Source organism: Pseudomonas sp. BF-R-30 (assembly GCF_019956175.1).
Lineage (GTDB): Bacteria > Pseudomonadota > Gammaproteobacteria > Pseudomonadales > Pseudomonadaceae > Aquipseudomonas > Aquipseudomonas jessenii.
The window spans coordinates 62,526-83,347 of record NZ_JAHBDE010000076.1; the positions used below are offsets into that span (position 1 = coordinate 62,526).

Annotated in this window: 19 protein-coding genes; 6 read left to right on the top strand and 13 right to left on the bottom strand. The window is 60.4% G+C overall.

Going from position 1 to position 20,822, the window contains the following annotated elements; translation table 11 throughout:
- Nucleotide 1 precedes the first annotated feature (1 nt).
- From KGB20_RS28295 to KGB20_RS28325, 7 genes are all read right to left on the bottom strand, one after another.
- Nucleotides 2–805, bottom strand: coding sequence for an ABC transporter ATP-binding protein (locus KGB20_RS28295; protein WP_057712625.1), 804 nt, complete (start codon nucleotides 803–805; stop codon nucleotides 2–4).
- Entirely contained in the window at nucleotides 802–1,950 is a 1,149-nt protein-coding gene (locus KGB20_RS28300; protein ID WP_150812654.1) for an ABC transporter permease, read from the bottom strand. Before KGB20_RS28300 ends, KGB20_RS28295 begins: the two co-directional genes overlap by 4 nt.
- Before the next feature lie 54 nt (nucleotides 1,951–2,004).
- Nucleotides 2,005–3,033 (bottom strand): DUF5924 family protein, encoded by a 1,029-nt coding sequence (locus KGB20_RS28305; protein ID WP_102669507.1) that lies wholly within the window; start codon nucleotides 3,031–3,033, stop codon nucleotides 2,005–2,007.
- 186 nt (nucleotides 3,034–3,219) lie between these two features.
- On the bottom strand, nucleotides 3,220–4,596 hold the full coding sequence (locus tag KGB20_RS28310) for a M16 family metallopeptidase (protein ID WP_154860834.1): 1,377 nt from the start codon (nucleotides 4,594–4,596) through the stop codon (nucleotides 3,220–3,222).
- Between the two features lie 56 nt (nucleotides 4,597–4,652).
- Nucleotides 4,653–6,311: a Na/Pi cotransporter family protein gene (locus KGB20_RS28315; protein WP_150812656.1), complete on the bottom strand. Its 1,659-nt coding sequence runs from the start codon at nucleotides 6,309–6,311 to the stop codon at nucleotides 4,653–4,655.
- A 286-nt stretch (nucleotides 6,312–6,597) separates the two neighbouring features.
- A complete protein-coding gene (locus KGB20_RS28320; RefSeq protein WP_150812657.1) occupies nucleotides 6,598–7,365 on the bottom strand; it encodes a TerC family protein in 768 nt (255 codons plus the stop codon).
- Between the two features lie 85 nt (nucleotides 7,366–7,450).
- Complete coding sequence (locus KGB20_RS28325; RefSeq protein ID WP_008045759.1) at nucleotides 7,451–8,758, bottom strand: CitMHS family transporter; 1,308 nt, start codon at nucleotides 8,756–8,758, stop codon at nucleotides 7,451–7,453.
- Between the two features lie 418 nt (nucleotides 8,759–9,176).
- On the opposite strand from KGB20_RS28325, the gene KGB20_RS28330 reads away from it, so the two are divergent.
- Entirely contained in the window at nucleotides 9,177–9,578 is a 402-nt protein-coding gene (locus KGB20_RS28330; protein ID WP_150812658.1) for a GFA family protein, read from the top strand.
- Here the strand turns inward: KGB20_RS28330 and KGB20_RS28335 are convergent, their stop codons facing one another.
- Nucleotides 9,579–9,905, bottom strand: coding sequence for a DOPA 4,5-dioxygenase family protein (locus KGB20_RS28335; protein ID WP_154860835.1), 327 nt, complete (start codon nucleotides 9,903–9,905; stop codon nucleotides 9,579–9,581).
- An 86-nt stretch (nucleotides 9,906–9,991) separates the two neighbouring features.
- Here KGB20_RS28335 and KGB20_RS28340 point away from each other — a divergent pair, with 86 nt between their 5' ends.
- Nucleotides 9,992–10,654 (top strand): NAD(P)-dependent oxidoreductase, encoded by a 663-nt coding sequence (locus KGB20_RS28340; RefSeq protein WP_154860836.1) that lies wholly within the window; start codon nucleotides 9,992–9,994, stop codon nucleotides 10,652–10,654.
- Here the strand turns inward: KGB20_RS28340 and KGB20_RS28345 are convergent.
- Nucleotides 10,651–11,601, bottom strand: coding sequence for a choline sulfate utilization transcriptional regulator (locus KGB20_RS28345; protein WP_150812660.1), 951 nt, complete (start codon nucleotides 11,599–11,601; stop codon nucleotides 10,651–10,653). The two genes, KGB20_RS28340 and KGB20_RS28345, sit on opposite strands and share 4 nt — an antisense overlap.
- 114 nt (nucleotides 11,602–11,715) lie before the next feature.
- On the opposite strand from KGB20_RS28345, the gene betC reads away from it, so the two are divergent.
- The 3 genes from betC to KGB20_RS28360 all read left to right on the top strand — a co-directional run bounded on the left by betC (nucleotide 11,716) and on the right by KGB20_RS28360 (nucleotide 15,956).
- A complete protein-coding gene (gene betC, locus KGB20_RS28350) occupies nucleotides 11,716–13,230 on the top strand; it encodes a choline-sulfatase (protein ID WP_057712635.1) in 1,515 nt (504 codons plus the stop codon).
- A gap of 16 nt (nucleotides 13,231–13,246) precedes the next feature.
- Nucleotides 13,247–14,167: a choline ABC transporter substrate-binding protein gene (choX, locus tag KGB20_RS28355; RefSeq protein ID WP_154860837.1), complete on the top strand. Its 921-nt coding sequence runs from the start codon at nucleotides 13,247–13,249 to the stop codon at nucleotides 14,165–14,167.
- A gap of 220 nt (nucleotides 14,168–14,387) precedes the next feature.
- Nucleotides 14,388–15,956 carry a SulP family inorganic anion transporter gene (locus KGB20_RS28360; RefSeq protein ID WP_057712637.1) on the top strand — a complete coding sequence of 523 codons (1,569 nt, stop codon included), beginning with the start codon at nucleotides 14,388–14,390 and terminating at the stop codon, nucleotides 15,954–15,956.
- Nucleotides 15,957–16,063: 107 nt separating this feature from the next.
- On the opposite strand, the gene aroE is transcribed toward KGB20_RS28360, so the two are convergent.
- Nucleotides 16,064–16,885, bottom strand: a complete 822-nt coding sequence (aroE, locus tag KGB20_RS28365) for a shikimate dehydrogenase (protein ID WP_090452288.1) — start codon at nucleotides 16,883–16,885, stop codon at nucleotides 16,064–16,066.
- A gap of 13 nt (nucleotides 16,886–16,898) precedes the next feature.
- Nucleotides 16,899–17,813 (bottom strand): oxygen-dependent coproporphyrinogen oxidase, encoded by a 915-nt coding sequence (gene hemF, locus KGB20_RS28370; protein WP_057716534.1) that lies wholly within the window; start codon nucleotides 17,811–17,813, stop codon nucleotides 16,899–16,901.
- A 163-nt stretch (nucleotides 17,814–17,976) separates the two neighbouring features.
- On the opposite strand from hemF, the gene KGB20_RS28375 reads away from it, so the two are divergent.
- The gene (locus KGB20_RS28375) at nucleotides 17,977–18,954 is read left to right on the top strand and encodes an NADPH:quinone reductase (protein WP_154946667.1); all 978 of its coding nucleotides are present in this window, start codon (nucleotides 17,977–17,979) and stop codon (nucleotides 18,952–18,954) included.
- A 98-nt stretch (nucleotides 18,955–19,052) separates the two neighbouring features.
- Here KGB20_RS28375 and KGB20_RS28380 read toward each other — a convergent pair whose 3' ends face one another.
- Nucleotides 19,053–19,610, bottom strand: coding sequence for an L-threonylcarbamoyladenylate synthase (locus KGB20_RS28380; protein WP_150812662.1), 558 nt, complete (start codon nucleotides 19,608–19,610; stop codon nucleotides 19,053–19,055).
- Between the two features lie 54 nt (nucleotides 19,611–19,664).
- Complete coding sequence (gene dprA, locus KGB20_RS28385; RefSeq protein ID WP_154909731.1) at nucleotides 19,665–20,771, bottom strand: DNA-processing protein DprA; 1,107 nt, start codon at nucleotides 20,769–20,771, stop codon at nucleotides 19,665–19,667.
- Nucleotides 20,772–20,822: the final 51 nt, after the last annotated feature.

The window sequence follows — 20,822 nt, forward strand, 5'->3', positions numbered from 1 at the left end:
GTCAGACCTCGTTGAGCTGTTGGGCGGCCGTCAATGCCGCGCGGCCACGAGGGCCATGGAAGTATTCGTGAATCCACGCATCGTTGGTTTCCGAAACCTTGTCGATGGCGTCCGCCACCAGCACTTTTTTCTGCGCCAGCACCGCCACCCGGTCAGTGATGGTGTAGAGCGTGTCGAGATCGTGGGTCACCAGAAAGACACTCAGGCCCAAAGCATCGCGCAGGGTCAGGATCAATTGGTCGAACGCGGCGGCGCCGATCGGGTCGAGACCGGCGGTGGGTTCGTCGAGAAACAGGATGTCCGGGTCCAGTGCCAATGCCCGGGCCAGCGCGGCGCGCTTGATCATGCCGCCGGACAGCGACGAGGGGTACTTCTCTGCGGCCGACAGCGGTAACCCGGCCAAGGCCATTTTCACCGCCGCCAGGTGCTCGGCGTCGTTGCGGCTCAAGCCGGCGTGTTCGATCAGCGGCAGGGCGACGTTCTCGGTCACCGTCAGTGAAGAGAACAGCGCGCCTTTCTGGAACAGCACGCCGAATCGCCGCTCCACCAGCGAACGCTCGTGCTCGGACAAGGTCGGCAGGTTTTTCCCGAAAACTTTCACCACGCCTTCGCTGGGCTGGCGCAACCCGACAATGCTGCGCAGCAGCACCGACTTGCCGCTGCCGGAGCCGCCGACCACGGCGAGGATCTCGCCCTTGTACAAGTCCAGGTCGAGGTTCTCGTGCACGCTCTGGCTTCCAAAACGGTTGCACAACCCACGGACTTCGATCACCGCCTCGGAGGGCGCTCTGGGGATACGACTCACCAACCCATCTCCATGAAAAACATCGCGGCGATCGCATCCATCACGATCACCACGAAAATCGACTGCACCACACTCGACGTGGTGTGCGCGCCCACAGACTCAGCGCTGCCACTGACCTTGAAGCCTTCGAGGCAACCGATGGCGGCGATGAGGAAGGCGAACACCGGCGCTTTGACGATCCCCACCAGAAAGTGCTGAACGCCGATGTCCGTTTGCAGCAGCGACAGGAACATCGCTGGCGAGATATCCAGCGCCACCGCGCAGACCACGGCACCGCCGATAATCCCTGACAGCATCGCCAGGAAGGTCAGCATCGGAAGGGCGATCAGCAACGCCAGGACCCGCGGCACCACCAGCAACTCCACGGGATCGAGGCCCAGGGTGCGGATGGCGTCGATTTCTTCGTTGGCCTTCATCGAACCGATTTGCGCCGTGAACGCACTGGCGGTGCGCCCGGCCATCAGGATCGCGGTCAGCAGCACACCGAATTCGCGCAGGAAGGCAAACCCCACCAGGTCCACGGTGAAGACGGTGGCGCCGAAAGTGGCCAGCACCGTCGACCCGAGAAACGCCACCACGGCGCCCACCAGAAAAGTCAGCAACGCAACGATGGGGGCGGCGTCGAGACCGGTCTGTTCGATATGGGCGATCATCGGCGTGACGCGCCAGCGCTTGGGACGGAACAGGCCGCGGACGATGGTTTCGATGATCAGGCCGACGAAACCCAGCAGTTGCAGGGTGTCCTGCCAGACAGTGTCCACCGCGCGGCCAATGCGGGTCAGCAACTGAATGGAAACGCTGACTTCCGGTTCCTTGATCGGTACGCAGAAATCGGTCAACGAGCAGTAGACGGTTTGCAGCAACGCCCGATCCGCAGCAGAGAGTGTGCAATCAGGATGTTCGGCAGAACGACCGAGGCGCTCGGAGCCGAGCAGCTCGACCAACAGCGAGGCACCGGCGGTGTCGAGGGCGCCGAGACCATTGAGGTCGATGGGGGTGTTGGCGTCGTACTGGCCGTGGAGTTTTTCGCTCAACAGCTTGAGGTCAGCGTAATGGGCAAGCGTCCAGTCGCCCGTCACCCGCAACCGCGCAGGGGTAATCGAGGAGTCCAATCGGGCGTTGCCGGCCATCGTGCTGCTGATCATAAGCTCCGTGCTTGTTCAGTGATTACGCAGCTCTACGTAATAGCACGAACCGGACTACTTTTCTTTGATCGCTGTGCTGTCCGTGACCTTGAAGCGAAGCACGCCAATGACCTGGCCATCTTCGGTCAGGACCCGAACCTGCCATTTACCGGCCGGGTTGCCCGGGAAGTTCTGCTTGTGGGTCCAGGCCCGGTAACCTTCCTTGCGCCCGCCACGAATATCCAGGGGAATGCGGTCGACCTCTTTACCGTTGAACTTCCAGACGTGATAAATCCGTTCGTCCAGGCCACGCGGGGCGTTGATCGCGGTGTACGCGTAAAGCCCGCCATTACGGATCTGTTCGGCGCTGACTTCGTCGAGGCTGGCACCGGGTGTGCGATCCTGCATTTGCGTACTGATGGCCACGTCGGTCATCCACAGCGTCGCCGGCGGCACCCACGAGCGCAGCTCCCAACCAACGGCGCCGATGCCCAGGGTGATACTCAAGATCGCCAGCGCATTGCGCAGGGTACGAATCGGGAAGATCGACGCCAGGCTCGGGAACGACAGCAGCACCGAGATACCCAGTGCCCATTTGAAACTTTGCGCGGTGGTCAGGTGCATGATCACCGGCAATGCGGTGAGCAGCGCGGCGAACAGGGTCAGGGTGTGCAGGGCCAGAAACGCCCAGCGCCGTGGAGCCAGCCACTTGTAGTAAAGCGGGTCGACGATCGAAATCAGCGCCGCCACGCCCAGCAACCCGGTGAAAAACAACTGGCCGCTGTTCCACGTCGTGGTGATGAAGAAGAACGGCAGGACAAAGAACAGGCTTTCCTGATGGATCATCTGCGTTGCGTAACGCAACAACGGTTCCGGTATTTCGCGCTTGAAGATGCGCGTGAACAGCTTGGTCAGGCTGTTTTCCAGCATCAGCCAGATCCAGCTGATCAGCATGATGGTGGTGATCCAGCTCGCCAGGCCTTGCTGGCGATCGACCAGAATGAAACTGCCCACCCCGGAGATGAAACCAAAGAGCGCAATGACCCCAGGGTACCGCTTCATCAAATCAAGGATGCGCTGTACGAAAAGGGATAGGTTTTGCATTCGTTGGTTTCACAGTCGTCGTAGGAAAAAACCTCGACAGGGTACCGCTGGTGCGGCGCTGTGGCGAGGGTTCGCGATGAGGCCGGCACATCCAACATTTTCGGCGGCTGACAATCCGCTATCGCGAGCAAGCTCGCTCCCACAGGGAACCGGCAAGGCCTCTCAGTCCGTTGTCACATGGAATGGTTACTTCCTGCGGTGCAAACGCCAGCCCACCAACATCAACACGATCAAGCCCACCCCACCGACCACCAGCCACATCAACTGGTCATAACTGAACAAAGGCTTCTCGATCCGCAAATACCCTGGTTGCAGGAGCAATTCGCGCACGGCCTTGTTCGCTTCTTCCAGGGTCACCCCTTGCAGCTCCCGGGCCGGGTTGGTGAAGTGACCGTCCTCGTAGTTACCGATCGCGCTCCAGTAGTAGTCGGCCAACGCGCTGTTGCCTTGTACGGCCCAGGCCTGGCGGGCAATCGCGGCCTGCTTGAGGCGGTTGAAGGTGTCGGCATTGAGGCCGTCCTTGAGCAGGCCGGCCTTCAGGTCCTCGAGTACTTGTTCGGCATCGGCCACGGCGTCGCGCTCAAGGTCGGCGTTGAGGCTCATGAAACCTACGCCGCCGAACACCTCGCGCTCCGCCCACGGGCCGTAGGACAAACCGTGAGCCAGGCGTAACTGGCGATAAAGCGCCCAATCCAGATAGTCCTTGAGCAAATCGAAGGTTTCATCGTGCCCATCCTCCAGTACCGGCTCCGGCACCAGCCAGTGCAACTTGGCGCCGTTGCCGACCAGACTGTGGGTCAAGGTGCGCTCATGGGTGGCGCTGGCCTGGATTTGCGGCAGCGGCGGATGCTCGCCAGGGGTGATCGCTTCCAGCGCGCCATACGCCCGCTCCAGATAGGATGGCAGCAACTTGTCGAGGTCGCCGACCACGATCAGGGTCATGTTGTTCGGCGCATACCAGTCCTTGCGCACCTGCTCCAGTTGTTCACGGGTCAGGTCATCGACTTGCGCACGCTCCGGGCATTTGAGGCCCAATTCCACGGCCAGTTGTTTGCTGGCCGTGTGGCCGAGGTCCTGACGATCGAGCCAGCGTTGCAGGTGCGAGTAATGGCCGCCGTCTTCACGCTCGACCACTTGCTTGGCCGCGTTGATGGCACTGTCGTCGAAGCGGGTCTGGGTCAGCAGCGCCAGCAACAGGTCGAGAACCTTGCGCTGGTTTTTCGCCGGGGCTTCGATGACGAAAGTCGTATCGGCATTACTGGTGAACGCGTTCCACTCGCCGCCCAGAGCCTGCATGCTTTCTTCCAGGCCGCCTTCGCCGCTGGCGTCGATACCGCTGAACAACAAGTGTTCCAGCAGATGCGGCAACTCCTTTTCTTCGCACTTGAAATCGTCCAGGCCAACGCCGACCACCAGCCGGATCGCCACATGCCCGTGGTCAGTGCCGGGCTTGAGCAGCAACTGCAAACCGTTGCGCAGGGTGTAGCCCTCGACCTGGAAGCGATCCAGGGCGAATGACGGGAATGAACCAAGCAACAGGCAGGCGAACAACAGACAACGCATAACGAGCTTCCGTACGGCTAGCGTAAGTTCAACAGACTTCAGGCAACTGTGGACGTTCAGGGTGAATGAGTGATGTCACTCAAATCGTCGACCACCAGCGCACCTGTGTCCGATGTTTCCAGCACCACGTAGGCACTGCTGCAAAACAGCGAATTAAGACGCTTCATGTCGGCGATCAGCTCCAGGTGCAACGAACTGGTTTCGATACTTTGCACGATTTTACGTTGCAAGCGGCTGACATGAGCGTGAGCCAGGCGCCGTTCCTGTGCGCGGAAACGACGTTTTTCACGCACCAGCTGGCGGGCACTTTCCGGGTCGCCACTGAGAAACACCGACATCCCGAGCCGCAGGTTGGAAATCAACTGAGTTTGCAGCCCGGTCAATTCGTCCAGCCCCACTTCGGAAAACGACCGGCGCTGCGAGGTTTTCTGCTGCTGGACCTTGCGCAGCATGCGTTCGATCAAGTCGCTGGCCAGTTTCAGGTTGATCGCCAGTTCGATGATTTCCGCCCAACGCCGGCTGTCCTGATCGCTGAGATCTTCCCGGGGCATTTGCGCCAGATACAACTTGATCGCGCTGTAGAGCGCTTCGACATCATCGGTCAGGCGCCGCATTTCCTGGGTGACGGCGGTTTGCTTTCCGCGCAACACGTCGAGCATGGCTTCGAGCATGTTGTCGATCAGGTCGCCCATGCGCAGGGTTTCCCGGGCTGCGTTGGCCAGCGCCAAACCGGGGGTGACCAACGCCGTGGGGTCAAGGTGTCGGGGCTTGGCCGTACCGTTGACTAGCGGGCGCTCCGGCAGCACCCAGGCACAAAACCTGGCCATCGGCCCAACACTGGGCAGCAAGATCAGGCAACGCGCGATGTTGTAGAGCAGGTGAAAGCCAATGACCATTTCCTGAGGGCTGAAATCCAGGCCATCGAGCCAGTGCACCAGCGGATCGAGCACTGGAATGATCAGTAAAAGACCAATCAGTTTGTACAGCAGGCTGCCCAGCGCCACTTGGCGCCCGGCGGCGTTCTGCATGCTGGTGCTGAGGAACGCGAGTATGCCGCTGCCGATATTGGCGCCGATCACGAGCCCGATGGCCACCGGCAGGCTGATCACGTTGGCGCCCGCCAGGGTCGCGGTGAGCAATACAGCGGCCAGGCTGGAATAGGAAAGCATCGCGAACAGCGCGCCGACCAGGGCGTCGAGCAGGATATCGCCGGTGAGCGAGGCGAAAATCACCTTCACCCCTTTGGCATGGGTAATCGGGTGCGCGGCTTCAACAATCAGTTGCAGCGCCAGAATGATCAACCCCAAGCCAATGGCGACACGGCCCATCTGTCCGAGTCGGGTCTGCTTGCGCGACAGAAAGAAGATCACCCCGGCAAAAATCAGCAACGGCGACAACCACGACAGATCGAACGTCAGCACCCGCGCCATCAGGGCCGTACCGACATCGGCACCGAGCATGGTGACCAACGCTGGCGTAAGCGCCATCAGGCCCTGGCCGACAAAGGAGGTGACCAGCATGGCGGTGGCGTTGCTGCTCTGGACCATCGCCGTCACGGCGATCCCGGAGAGGAAAGCCAGCCAGCGGTTGGACATGTTATGGCTGATGACATGGCGCAAGTTGGTGCCGTAGACCCGCAGGATGCCGGTTCGGACGATGTGCGTGCCCCAGATCAGCAGGGCCACGGCAGAAAGCAAATTGAGCAGGGTGAGCATAATGACCCCCTGTGGTGTAGCGCCCCAAAGGAGCAAGTTGACGGTACCGCGCGACGTTCTACGTTCTGTACTTAAGCTGTAGTTGGCTAACGGTCTGCGCGCCAGCATCGCATAGCCAAAGACGCGATTGAAACAAAACTGTCATGAAATCCGGTTTAAGCAACCCGCAAAAACAAAGTGGGAGCGGGCTTGCTCGCGAAGGCGTCGTGTCAGTCGACATTAATGTTGTCTGACACACCGCTTTCGCGAGCAAGCCCGCTCCCACAGGGTGTTGCGTACTACCGGGTTACTGGCCCGGGATGTCCTTGCGCAGCCTTACCGGATCCTGCTGTTTCTTCTTTTTCGCGATGGCAGTGCGCATCTTGATGTTGATCGCTTCCACCGCCAGCGAGAACGCCATGGCGAAGTAGACGTAGCCTTTTGGCACGTGCACGTCCAGGGATTCGGCAATCAGCACCGTACCGACGATCAGCAGGAACGACAGCGCCAGCATTTTCAGCGACGGGTGCTTGTCGATGAACTCACTGATGGTGCCAGATGCCCACATCATCACCAGTACGGCCACGATGATTGCCGCAACCATGACCGGTACGTGGGAGACCATGCCGACTGCGGTGATCACCGAGTCCAGGGAGAACACGATGTCGATGATCGCGATCTGGATGATGGTGTAGAGGAAGTTGCCGCCCTTGCCCGAAGGCTCTTCGTTGGTTTCGTCTTCACCTTCCAGCGCGTGGTACATCTCTTGCGAGCTCTTCCACAACAGGAACAGACCACCGAAGAACAGGATCAGGTCGCGTCCGGAAATACCCTGGTCGAATACTACGAACAGGTCCGCCGTCAGGCGCATGACCCAGGTGATCGACAGCAGAAGCAGGATTCGCGTGATCATGGCCAGCGCCAGACCGAAAATCCGGGTGCGCGCCTGCATGTGTTTGGGCATGCGGCTGACCAGGATCGAAATCATGATGATGTTATCGATACCCAGGACGATTTCCAGGGCGGTCAGGGTGAAGAAGGCAACCCAGATTTCAGGGTTGGTCAGCCATTCCATGTGTATTCCTTTGAGCGATTGTTAAACCAAAACGGGCCCGGGCTTCAAACAGCGAAGCCTGGACCCGAAGTGGTGAGTCTTGGGCTTATAGAGTGCTGAACACCGGGAAAGTCCCCAACAGCAGTGCAGCAATCAGTATGCAGATACAAACCAGCACTGCCCACTTGAGAGTGAAGCGCTGGTGGTCACCGAAGTCGATGCCAGCCAGGGCCACCAACAGGTAGGTCGATGGAACCAGCGGGCTCAACAGGTGGACGGGCTGACCGACGATCGAGGCACGTGCCATTTCCACTGCGGTTATACCGTAATGGCTGGCGGCTTCGGCAAGTACCGGTAACACGCCGTAATAAAATGCATCGTTCGACATGAAGAAAGTGAACGGCATGCTTACCAGTGCCGTGATCACTGCCAGGTACGGGCCGAGGAAATCCGGAATCACCGCCAACAGGCTCTTCGACATGGCGTCGACCATCCCGGTGCCGGTCAGGATACCGGTGAAGATACCGGCCGCAAAGATCAACCCGACCACCGCCAGTACGCTACCGGCGTGAGCCGCGACGCGATCCTTCTGCTGTTGCAGGCAAGGGTAGTTGACGATCATGGCGATACTGAACGCCACCATGAACAGTACCGGCAACGGCAGCAGGCCGGCGATCAGGGTGCACATCAGGGCCAGGGTCAGGGCGCCGTTGAACCAGATCAGCTTCGGACGACGGGCATCCGGGAACTGCGAAACGCTGATTTCACTGTGGTCGATTTCATCGCCCACCAGGTGCAGTTCACCCAGACGCGCACGTTCACGCTTGCCGTAGAAGTAGGCAATGACCAGGATCGCCACCACACCAGCCAGCATCGCAGGAATCATCGGTACGAAGATGTCGGACGGATCCACATGCAACGCACTGGCGGCGCGAGCGGTCGGGCCACCCCATGGGGTCATGTTCATCACGCCACCGGCGAGGATGATCAGGCCGGCCATGATTCGCGGGCTCATGCCGATACGGCTGTAGAGCGGCAGCATGGCGGCCACGCAGATCATATAAGTGGTCGCGCCGTCACCATCGAGGGAGACAACGAGCGCCAGAACGGCGGTGCCGACCGAAACTTTCAGCGGGTCGCCCTTGACCAGTTTGAGGATCTTGCGCACGGCCGGGTCGAACAGGCCGGAGTCGATCATCAGGGCGAAGTACAAGATAGCGAACATCAACATCACGCCGGTTGGCGCAAGCTTGGTAATGCCTTCGAGCATCATCGGACCGATCTTCGGCGAAAAACCGCCGAACAGGGCAAAGATGATTGGAATGATGATCAGGGCGATCAGCGCAGACAGGCGCTTGGTCATGATCAGGAACATGAACGTGATGACCATGGCGAAGCCAAGGAAAGTCAGCATGGGAATACTCCAGGCGTAGCGCGGCTAGGGAATGGGCGGATCAGGCGGGATCAGCGCAGAACGGGAAGCACGAGACGTACGGGCGGAGTTGCAGCGAAGCGGCGGATGGAAGAGGACATCAGAATCACCATTGTTGTTGTTAAATGGGCTGTGCGAGCGATAAAACGCTGGCATTGGCCAACCGGTCTGTTGCCGGTAGTGGGGGCGATCCTAATCGGGGAAGCTTTCAGCCAGCTTTCGGCGATGAACGCGTTGACCGGAAGTACAACCGGTCGTCGGACTGGGGCATGAAGGTGAACCGAGTTACGGCCTTCGCGAGCAAGCCCGCTCCCACACTGGATCTGTGTCGTACACAAAGCCAATGTGGGAGCGGGCTTGCTCGCGAAGGCGTCGGTAATTACGCATCGGGAGGAATGCCATGAACAAAATTCACACCGGCGGCTGCCATTGCGGGCAACTGCGCTATCAATTCAGCGGGCCGCTGCACGATATCGCCCACTGTCATTGTTCGATTTGCCGACGGGTCAGCGGCGGCATCGTGACTACCTGGATAACCGTGCCGGCATCCGCCTTTCAATGGCTGGCCGGGACGCCGTCGCGGTACGATTCTTCATCCACCTGTGCGCGATATTTCTGCGGCCACTGTGGGGCGCAACTGGCACTAGCGACGCAACTAAGCCCGGAAAGCATCGACTTGACCATCGCCACCCTCGACCATCCTGAGCAAGCACCAGCCGAGCGGCACATCTGGACCGACAGCCGCTTGCCGTGGCTGCATCTGGACGAACATTTGCCCGGCGAGGCTGAAGAAACACTCTGATCAAAAAACAGACAGGTTCAGCGGCCGAATCGCGCCCATCCAGATCGCGTGCTCGGTGTGGTCAAGCAAATCGTCGCCGGTGTCCGGGTGCAGGAACACCACCAGCCCCTTGCGGTTCAGCGCCAGCCACGGCAGAACGTCGCCCAGCACCTGCGGTTCGAACGCCAACTGGCAGCTCCAGTCCGGGTGTGGACCGACCGGGCGCTCGTGCACGCGGCCCATTTTCAATGGAAACAATTGCGCCGCCCGTTCACATAAGGCTCGCGCCTGCGAGATCGTGTTGGCATCGAAATAAACGTGGGCGTGGTAGCCCGTTATCTGCTGCATCTGAATCCCTCTGAAAGTTGTTCGAACCCTCGCCGTTTCCTGCGGGTCAAACGTTATACAGACGCTGGAAAACAGGAAGCCCAGCCATGAAAAATGCCGAAACCCCCGTCGTGAAAGTGGTGCTTTATGGTGCCATGAGTAGCCTGGGCAGTGCGCTGATGGCTGAAATGCTGCGACGCCAGCATGAAGTGATCGCGATTCTCGATGACCTGACGGCGCTGGCACCCCGCCCGGGGCTGCGCACCAAGACTGGCGACCTGTTCGACGCGCAACGGGTCAAGCAGAGTGTGGCCGGCAGTTCAGTGGTTATCTGCTTACTGGACGCACCAGGGTTACCGTTCAATAGCGAACACGTGGAAAAAACCATCGTGCCCGGCCCGGTCGAGCAGGTGCTGGCAGTGGATGCGCTCATCGATGGCATGCAGGCAGCAAACATCGCCCGATTGTTTCTGGTGGGTGATTTCGACGTGCTGGACGACCCGGAAACCGAGGATAGCTTGCAACGTCACGCCGCCGAGGAAATCCGCGAGGCACTGCAAAGCAGTCCTTTGAAGTGGACGCTGGTTAACGAACCGCGCGGGGTACCAGGGCTGACCATAGAACACTTTGCCAACATCGGTGGCAACCCCGAACCGGGGTTGGTTGAACCGCTCAAACGGCTGGCCCGCACTGCCGTGGGCATTGCCGATGAATTGCACCTGAACCTGCACATCGGCGAGCACGTCAACTTCATCGCAACCGACAGTTAAACCGCAATGGACGGCAGCGTCAGGCCGTTGAGCGATTGCGCACTGCTGGCCTGTTCCGCCATCAACCAATCCACAAACTGCTGGATCAATGCTCCGCGTCTTTTGCGCTGGGGCAGAACCACGTAGTAACCCAGCCTCGACATCACCGTTTCGCCGATCGGTCGACACAACAACCCTTGCGCCAGCAAGTTATCCACAAGGTGGCGCCAGCCGATGGCCACGCCCTGGCCGCCAATCGCCGCCTGAATCAGCAAGGTGTAATTATCGAAGCGCAACTGCCCGGGCGCCGGGGGCGAGGTGATGCCCAGCTCGCGGAACACACCACTCCAGTCGAACCAGTTACTGCTGTGTTCCCCACGCAGGTGCAACAAAGGGAACTCCAGCAATGCCTGGGCTGGCAAGGGCAGTGGACGCTCGCTCAACAGCTGCGGGCTGCACACCGGAAACACTTCCTCGCTGAACAGCCAATGGCTTTCACCCTGCTTGAAGCGGCCATCGCCGAACAGCACCGCCACATCGATATCGGTACGTAGCATGTTATGGCTGCGTTCACTGGTGACCAGGCTGACATCCACCTGCGGATTGGCCGCGTGAAAGCGGTGCAGACGCGGCATCAACCAATAGGCGGCGAAGGCAAAATCCGTGGCCACCTGCAGCACTTCATGCTGTTGCTGCGCGCTGATTGCGCTCAATCCTGCGTCGATATTCTGCAAACCGAGCTGAACCTGCTCAAATAGAATCTGCCCAGCCTCTGTCAGTTCGATTCCGCGATAAATGCGGTCGAACAGGCGTGTTGCCAGTTGTTGTTCCAGGCGCTTGATCTGCTGGCTGATGGCCGGTTGCGTGGTGCCCAGTTCAACCGCCGCCGCTGTGAAGCTGCGCTGACGGGCCGCCGCTTCGAAGGCGCGAAGCAGATCCAGTGACAGGTCACCAAGGGCGTCATACATAAGCTGTGCTTATCCTAGTCATTGCCGCGTATGGGCTTTACCGCAAGGTGCGAGGGTTTCATTCTCAACGCCAGCACTCTCGCATAAACATCCACTATGGAATGCCGCGATCACATGAAGCGCAAGAACATTCTTTTCATCATGGCCGATCAAATGGCCGCGCCAATGTTGCCGTTCTACGGCCCATCGCCCATCAAACTGCCCAATCTCAGTCGCCTCGCCGCACAAGGCGTGGTGTTTGACTCAGCCTATTGCAACAGCCCATTGTGCGCGCCATCGCGTTTCACACTGGTTAGCGGCCAGTTGCCGAGCAAGATCGGCGCCTACGACAACGCCGCCGATTTCCCCGCTGACGTACCGACCTACGCCCATTACCTGCGCCGTCTCGGATACCGCACCGCCCTGTCGGGCAAGATGCATTTCTGCGGGCCAGACCAGTTGCACGGCTACGAAGAACGCCTGACCAGTGACATTTACCCGGCCGACTATGGCTGGGCGGTAAACTGGGATGAACCGGACGTGCGCCCGACCTGGTATCACAACATGTCATCGGTGCTGCAAGCCGGCCCGTGCGTACGCACCAATCAACTGGATTTCGACGAAGAGGTGGTGTTCAAGGCCCAGCAGTACCTGTTCGACCATATCCGCGAGGATGGCGACCAGCCGTTCTGCCTGACCGTTTCGATGACTCACCCGCACGATCCGTACACCATTCCCAAAGCTTTCTGGGATTTGTACGACGATGCCGATATCCCGCTGCCTACAACCCCTGACCCGCATGACCTCGATCCGCATTCGCAACGTCTGCTCAAGGTCTACGACCTGTGGGACAAGCCGCTGCCTGTGGATAAGATCCGCGATGCCCGTCGCGCCTATTTCGGCGCGTGCAGCTATATCGACAGCAACGTCGGCAAACTCCTGCAAACCCTCGAAGATACCGGGCTGATCGATGACACCATCATCGTGTTTTCCGGTGACCACGGCGACATGCTCGGCGAGCGCGGCCTCTGGTACAAAATGCACTGGTATGAAATGGCCGCACGGGTGCCGCTGTTGGTCAGCGCACCGGGGCAGTTCGGCGCCGGCCGGGTCAGCGCCAGTGTTTCCACGGCGGACCTGTTGCCGACATTCGTCGAACTGGCCGGCGGCTCGCTGGAACCGGGCTTGCCGCTGGACGGCCGCTCGCTGGTTCCGCACCTGCAAGGGCAGGGCGGCCACGATGAAGTGTTCGGTGAATACATGGCCGAAGGCACCGTCAGCCCGTTGATGATGATCCGTCGCGGTGCCTACAAATTCATCTATAGCGAAGACGACCCTTGCCTACTCTTCGACGTACAGAATGACCCTCGCGAACTGGAAGAACTCAGTCATTCGCCGCAACATCGCCAGTTGTTCGACGATTTTCTCGCCGAAGCGCGGGCCAAATGGAACATTCCGGCGATTCACCAGCAGGTGCTCGCCAGCCAGCGGCGCCGACGCTTCGTGGCCGAGGCGCTGACCCTCGGCAAGCTCAAGAGCTGGGATCACCAGCCGCTGGTGGACGCCAGTCAGCAGTACATGCGTAACCACATCGACCTCGACGATCTGGAACGTAAAGCACGTTATCCACAACCCTGCCAAAACCAATAATGTTAAGGGGAAGTCCATGCAAAGGTTATCCACAGTACTGACGGTCGGGCTCCTGGCTCTGGGCAGTGCCTCGGCGTTTGCCGATCAGAGTTGCGAGACGGTGAAGATGGCCGACCCGGGCTGGAGCGACATCGCCGCGACCAACGCCATCACCGGGTTTCTGCTGGACGGCATGGGCTACAAGGCCAAGGTCGACACCCTCGCGGTGCCGATCACCTTTGGCGGGTTGAAGGACGGCCAGGTCGATGTGTTCCTGGGTAACTGGATGCCGGCGCAGCAGGGCTTCTACGACAAATTCGTCGCAAGCGGCGATGTCACGCAACTGGCGAAGAACCTCGACGGCACCGAATTCACCCTCGCTGTCCCGGACTACGTGTGGGACGCGGGTGTGCATAACTTTGCCGACCTGAACAAGTACGCCGACAAGTTCGACCACAAGATCTATGGCATCGGCTCCGGTGCACCGGCGAATATCTCACTGCAAGAGATCATCAAGAAAAACGATTTCGACATGGGCCAGTGGAAACTGGTCGAGTCCAGCGAGCAGGCGATGCTGGCGGAAGTGTCCCGCGCGGTGAAAAAACAGAAATTCGTGACCTTCCTCGGCTGGACCCCGCACCCGATGAACGTGCAGCTGAAAATGCACTATCTGAAGGGTGGCGAGAAATACTTCGGTGACACCGGCAGCGTGCATACCCTGACCCGAAAAGGTTATGCACAGGCCTGCCCGAACGTCGGCAAACTGCTGACCAACCTGAGTTTCACTCAGGAGATGGAAAACAGCATCATGGCCGAGGTGGTGAACAAGAAGGTCAGCAATGCCGACGCGGCCAAGGCGTGGATCAAGGCCAACCCGGCCGTGCTGGATAAATGGCTCGATGGGGTGAAGACAGTGGATGGCAAGGATGCTTTGCCAGCGGTCAAAGCCAAACTCTAAACCAGAGGCGATATGGTCTTTGTGGCGAGGGGGCTTGTCGGACCGCCGCACCGCCCCGTTCGATTGCGAAGCGATCGTAAAACCATTGAATGCGGTCTACCTGATAAACCACATTCAATGGTTTTGGGACGGCTGCGCCGTCCAACGGGGGCGAGCCCCCTCGCCACAATGATCGCCTTGTCCTGCTACCCTTGCGCAAAATCCCCACCCGAGAGGACCCATGGCCCTTCCCAGCCGCCATTCACTCTTCCCTTTCCTCACCTGGCTACCCCGGCAAACCCGCGCCAGTGTCGGGCGCGACCTGATCGTCGGCCTCAGCGGCGCGATCCTCGCGTTGCCGCAATCCATTGCCTACGCACTGATCGCCGGCCTGCCACCGGAATACGGCCTGTACGCCGCAATCATCCCCGTTCTGATCGCCTGCCTCTGGGGTTCGTCGTGGCATTTGATCTGCGGTCCTACGGCCGCCATCTCCATTGTCCTGTATGCCAGTGTCAGTCCTCTGGCCGTTCCAGCGTCGCAGGACTACGTCATGCTGATCCTGTTGCTGACGTTTCTTGCCGGCATCTTTCAGTGGCTGCTGGGTTTGCTGCGGTTCGGCGCGCTGGTGAATTTCGTCTCGCACTCGGTGGTACTCGGCTTCACCCTGGGTGCTGCCGTTGTGATTGCCATCGGTCAATTGCCTAACCTGCTGGGGCTGGACTTGCCCAGCCAGGCCACCGCGCTGGATAGTTTCATCACGTTGTTGCGCCATCTCGGCGAAATGGACAAACCTTCGCTGGCGCTGGGTCTGGCGACCGTGGTGGTCGGCGTGATCCTCAAACTGCTGCTGCCACGCTGGCCGACGCTCTTGATCACCCTGATTCTCGGCGGCTTGCTGGTTTGGCTCTGGCCATCAATGTTCGGCCATGTGCAACTGGTAAGCGCCTTCACCGGCAAACTGCCGCCCTTCAGTCCGTTGCCCCTGGACCTTGATCTGATCCTGCGCCTGCTGCCCAGCGCGGTGGCGGTCGGTATGCTCGGGCTAGTAACCAGCCTGTCGATCGCCCGCTCGATCTCGGCACGTTCGCAGCAATTACTCGACGCGAATCAGGAAGTCCGCGCCCAGGGCTTGTCGAACATCGTCGGTGCGTTTTTTTCCGGATCGCTGTCGGCCGGCTCCTTCACTCGCTCAGGCCTGAGCTACGAAGCGGGGGCCTGTTCGCCGCTGGCCGGGATTTTTTCGGCATTGTGGGTGGCGCTGTTTGCGATATTCGGCGCTAGCCTGATCGCGCACATCCCGATTCCAGCCATGGCCGGCAGCATTCTGTTGATCGCCTGGGGACTGGTGGACCATCGCGGCATTCGCGCGTTGTTGCGGGTCAGCCGCGCCGAATTTGTGGTCATGGCGCTGACCTGCGTCGCCACGCTGCTGCTGGAGTTGCAGACGGCGATCTACGCCGGCGTGTTGGCCTCGCTTTTTTTCTACCTCAAACGCACATCGCAACCACGGGTGCAGCATGTGCGAGATGGCGAGGAAGACATTCTGCGGGTGGGGGGCTCGATTTTTTTCGGCGCCAGCCATTACCTGCAAGTACGCCTGCAACGCATGCACGGCGCGCGCGTGGTGATCGAGGCGCAGCAGATCAACTTCATCGATTACTCTGGGGTGGAAATGCTGCACCAGGAAGCGCGGCGGCTACTGCGTCAAGATCGCAGCCTCACCTTGCGCCGGGCCCGACCGCAGGTGGTGGAAGAGTTGAGGAAGCTGGAAGGGGCGGAGAAATGCCCGATCCGGTTTGAGGACTGAAATACCACTCACTGTAGGAGCGAGCTAGCTCGCGAAGGTCGTGAACGATTACGCGCAAAAACAGATGCCCTCAGGTTTTTCGCGAGCAAGCTCGCTCCTACAGTAGGTTACAAGGCCAACTGTCGACGCAACTCAGCCAGCACCGGCGCCGTATCCGGGCGCACGCCGCGCCACAGGAAGAATGCTTCCGCCGCTTGCTCGGCTAGCATGCCCAAACCATCCATCGACACCGCCGCCCCGTGTTCGCTGGCCCAGCGGCAGAACGAGGTCGGTTCCTTGCCGTACATCATGTCGTAGCACACCGTTTTGCCAGGCTCAATCAAACTGGGGGCAATAGGCGGCACATCACCGGTCAGGCTCGCCGAGGTCGCGTTGATGATCAAGTCCACCGACTCCTGCAACCAGTCGTAGCCGCTGGCCGAGATCGGCCCCAGATCGCAGAACAGTTCCGCCAGCAGCTCGGCCTTGTCCACCGTGCGGTTGGCGATGATCACCGATGCCGGTTGCTCGGCCAGCAATGGCTCCAAAGCACCGCGCACCGCACCGCCAGCACCGAGCAGCAGGATGCGTTTGCCCTTGAGGCTGAACCCGGCGTTGACCGTCAGGTCCCGCACCAGCCCGGCACCGTCGGTGTTGTCGCCCAGCAGACTGCCATCGGCCAGTTTGCTCAGGGTGTTCACCGCTCCGGCCCGTTGTGCCCGCGCCGTCAGGCTGTTCGCCAGCCGATAGGCTTCTTCCTTGAACGGCACCGTCACGTTGGCGCCGCGTCCTTCGAGGAAAAACCGCCGGGCACAGGTGGAAAAGTCGTCGAGTGGCGCCAGCAGCGTGTTGTAATCCAGTTTCTGCGCGGTCTGCTCGGCGAACAGCCGATGGATCAGCGGCGACTTGCTGTGGCCAATCGGGTTACCGAATACGACATAACGGTCCATCAGGATTCCTCGTTCAGGCTTCGGCCAACCAATCGCGGTCTTGCAGGAAGTACTCGGTCAGACGCGCTTCTTCACTGCCAGGCTCGGCTTTCCAGTCGTAGCCCCAGCGCACTTGCGGCGGCAGCGACATCAAGATCGACTCGGTACGCCCACCCGATTGCAGGCCGAACAACGTGCCACGGTCGTAGACCAGGTTGAATTCAACGTAGCGGCCACGGCGGAACTCCTGGAACTCACGCTGCTTGGCGGTGAACGCATCGTTCTTGCGGCGCTGCACGATGGGCAGGTAAGCGTCGATGTACGCGTCACCGATAGCACGCATGAAGGCGAAGCTGGTGTCGAAGTCCCACTCGTTCAGGTCGTCGAAAAACAGGCCGCCGATGCCACGCGGCTCGTGACGATGCTTGATGTGGAAGTAGCTGTCGCACCAGGCCTTGTAACGCGGGTAGACGTCCGGGCCGAACGGCGCGCAGGCCTGCTCGGCCACGCGGTGCCAGTGGATGCAGTCTTCTTCGTTGCCGTAATACGGGGTCAGGTCGAAGCCGCCACCGAACCACCAGACCGGCTCTTCACCTTCTTTTTCGGCGATGAAAAAACGCACGTTGGCGTGGGAAGTCGGCACATGCGGGTTGTGCGGGTGGATGACCAGCGACACGCCGAGGGCTTCGAAGCCGCGGCCGGCCAGTTCCGGTCGATGGGCGCTGGCAGACGGTGGAAGACCACTGCCGAAGACATGGGAAAAGTTGACGCCACCCTTTTCAATCACCGCGCCGTTTTCTATCACACGGGTGCGACCGCCACCGCCCGCCGGCCTGGTCCAGGCGTCTTCGACGAATTGCGTGCCACCGTCTTCGGCTTCCAGGGCGGCGCAAATACGGTCTTGCAGGTCGAGCAGGTAGGCTTTTACGGCCTCGGTGCGGGTCGTCATGTCATCACCTTGAATCGGGCAAAACAACGCGGCGCTCCATTGGAGCTCAGCCTGCGCAAATGGGCGCGTAGCATACCATCGCAAGTCACCCCGCCGCAGTTGACGAAGATCAAGCTTAGGAGTCCGATAGGGAGCTTGGTAAAACGACCTATGGAGAGTTCTGATGGCAAAGCGTATCCAGTTCCGCGCCCATGGCGGCCCCGAAGTGCTCGAATATGTGGATTACCAACCCGCCGAGCCAGGTCCGAAGGAAGTACGCGTGACCAACAAGGCCATCGGCCTGAACTTCATCGACACCTACTACCGCAGCGGTTTGTATCCACCGCCGTCCCTGCCGTCGGGCGTCGGTTCAGAGGGTGCGGGCGTGGTCGAGGCAGTGGGCAGCGACGTGATCCGCTTCAAGATCGGCGATCGCGTGGCCTATGGCAGCGGGCCGCTGGGCGCCTACAGCGATATTCACGTCTTACCCGAAGCCAATCTGGTGAAACTGCCGGACGCCATCAGCTTCGAACAGGCCGCTGGCGTCATGCTCAAGGGCCTGACCGTGCAATACCTGCTGCGTCAGACTTATGAACTCAAGGGTGGCGAAACCATCCTGTTCCATGCCGCGGCCGGTGGGGTCGGTTCCCTGGCCTGCCAATGGGCCAAGGCCTTGGGCGTGAAGCTGATCGGCACTGTCAGCTCGGCGGAGAAAGCCGCGCTGGCCAAGGCCAACGGTGCCTGGGCGACCATCGATTACAGCCATGAAAATGTCGCGCAACGTGTGCTGGAATTGACCGACGGCAAAAAAGTCCCGGTGGTGTACGACGGCGTTGGCAAGGACACCTGGCTGACTTCACTCGACAGCGTCGCGCCGCGTGGGCTGGTGGTGAGTTTCGGCAATGCGTCCGGCGCGGTCGACGGCGTGAACCTGGGGATCCTGGCGGGGAAAGGCTCGCTGTACGTGACCCGGCCAACCCTGGGCACTTATGCGAACAACGCCGAAAACCTGCAACGCATGGCCGATGAATTGTTCGAGATGATCATCGGCGGCAAGCTGACCGTGGACATCAGCCAGCGTTATCCACTGGCTGACGCGGCGAAGGCGCAGACCGAGTTGTCGGCGCGGCGCACGACGGGCTCGGTTGTTTTGTTGCCCTGACTGACGCCATCGCGAGCAAGCTCGCTCCCACAGGGTTTCTGTGTCGAATACAAATCCCCTGTGGGAGCGGGCTTGCTCGCGAAGGGGTCAACTCGGTCTCAATCGGGGCGCACAACCTTTCCGGTCGCCAGATCGCGAATCACGCTGGGGTTCTTGCGTCCGCCCAGGTTTCCGCCCAGCACCAGATCCACCTGGCCACGGAAATACTGTTCGACGCGAATCCGCGTACGTGCCGCCGGGCGCCCCTGCGGATTGGCCGACGTCGACACCAGCGGCCCGACCAGCGCGCACAAATCCCGCACCAGCGGGTGATCGCTGACCCGCAGCGCCACGGTTTCATGCACGCCGGTAATCCACTCCGGCAGCAGGTTCTGGTGCGGCACCAACCAGGTGTTCGGACCCGGCCAGGTACTGGCCATGCGGTCCATCCACAACTCGGGGAAGTCTTCGAAGAGGAAATCGAACTGACGGATGTTGTCGGCGACCAGAATCAGCCCCTTTTCCACAGAGCGGCCCTTGATCAGCAGCAGACGTTCCACCGCATCGATGTCCCACGGGTCGCAACCCAGGCCCCAGACTGCTTCGGTTGGGTAGGCAATCACCGCCCCGGCGCGAATTGCTTGCGCGGCTTGTTGCACACGCCAACTGTTGACCATGAAAAACACTCCAGACTAAGGCTCTGCGCAGTTTACCGATCTTGTTTATAAAACCTAGCTCACCCGTGCAAACCAGCGCCCGTTTTCGCACACGGCGCGGCCATCCATTTCCAGTTCCGTCAACGCCGCCAGCACTTTCGGCAAGGCCCAGCCGCTTGCGTCGGCCAGCGCTTCACTGGTGTGAGGCGCGGCATGCAGCAGTTTCAGCAGTGGGTGAGTCGTCGCAGGGGGGCAGGTTTCTGTGGATAACGACAGTCGTTGCCAACCGCGCAAGGCTTCGAGGATATGTTCGATGGTTTCCACCAGCACCGCACCGTCCCGAATCAACTGATGACAGCCGCGGGCGCCAGGGTGATGGATCGACCCGGGCATCGCAAACACCTCGCGCCCCTGTTCCGCCGCCAGCCTCGCGGTGATCAGTGAACCGCTGGCGACACTGGCTTCGACCACCAGCACTCCGAGGGACAAACCACTGATAATGCGATTGCGCCGTGGGAAGTTGCTGGCGCTGGGACCTGCATCCAGCGGAAACTCCGAAAGCACTGCGCTGCCCGAAGCGATCATGGCGTCCGCCAGGCGTCTATTTCGCTGTGGATAAAACTTCTCGAGCCCCGTGCCGAGCACACCGACCGTTTGCCCGCCGACGTCGAGCGCGGCCTGGTGCGCGGCGGCGTCAATACCCAGGGCCAGGCCGCTGGTAATGACAAAACCGGCACCCGCCAGGCTGCGGGAAAACGCGGCAGCGGTGTCCATTCCTGGCCGGGAAGCGCGACGGCTGCCGACCATCGCCAGTTGTGGTTTTTCCAGAATGCCCGGATCGCCCGCGACAAATAACAGCGGTGGCGCATCGCTGATTTGTGCCAGCAGTGCCGGGTAGTCCGGTTGGTCCCACATCAGTAAATGCTGGGCCGGGCGCTCCAGCCAGGCCAATGCATGACTGGCGCCGTCACGGATCTCAGTGCTACGCCTGGTCTCGGAACAGGCCAGTGGCAAACCCAGCGCGCGCCAGGCACTGGCTGGCGCGCTGATGGCTTTGGATGCCGAACCGAAGGCTTCGAGCAGTTTCTTGAAACGCGCAGGACCGAGTTCCGGCAAACGGTGCAGACGTAATCGAGCTTCCAGTTCCGCGGGGGAAACCGGTGTAACAGTAGGCATCGACATGGATCATCCTTGATCGTTATGAGCACCCGTACAAACGGGAATAAGCTGTGG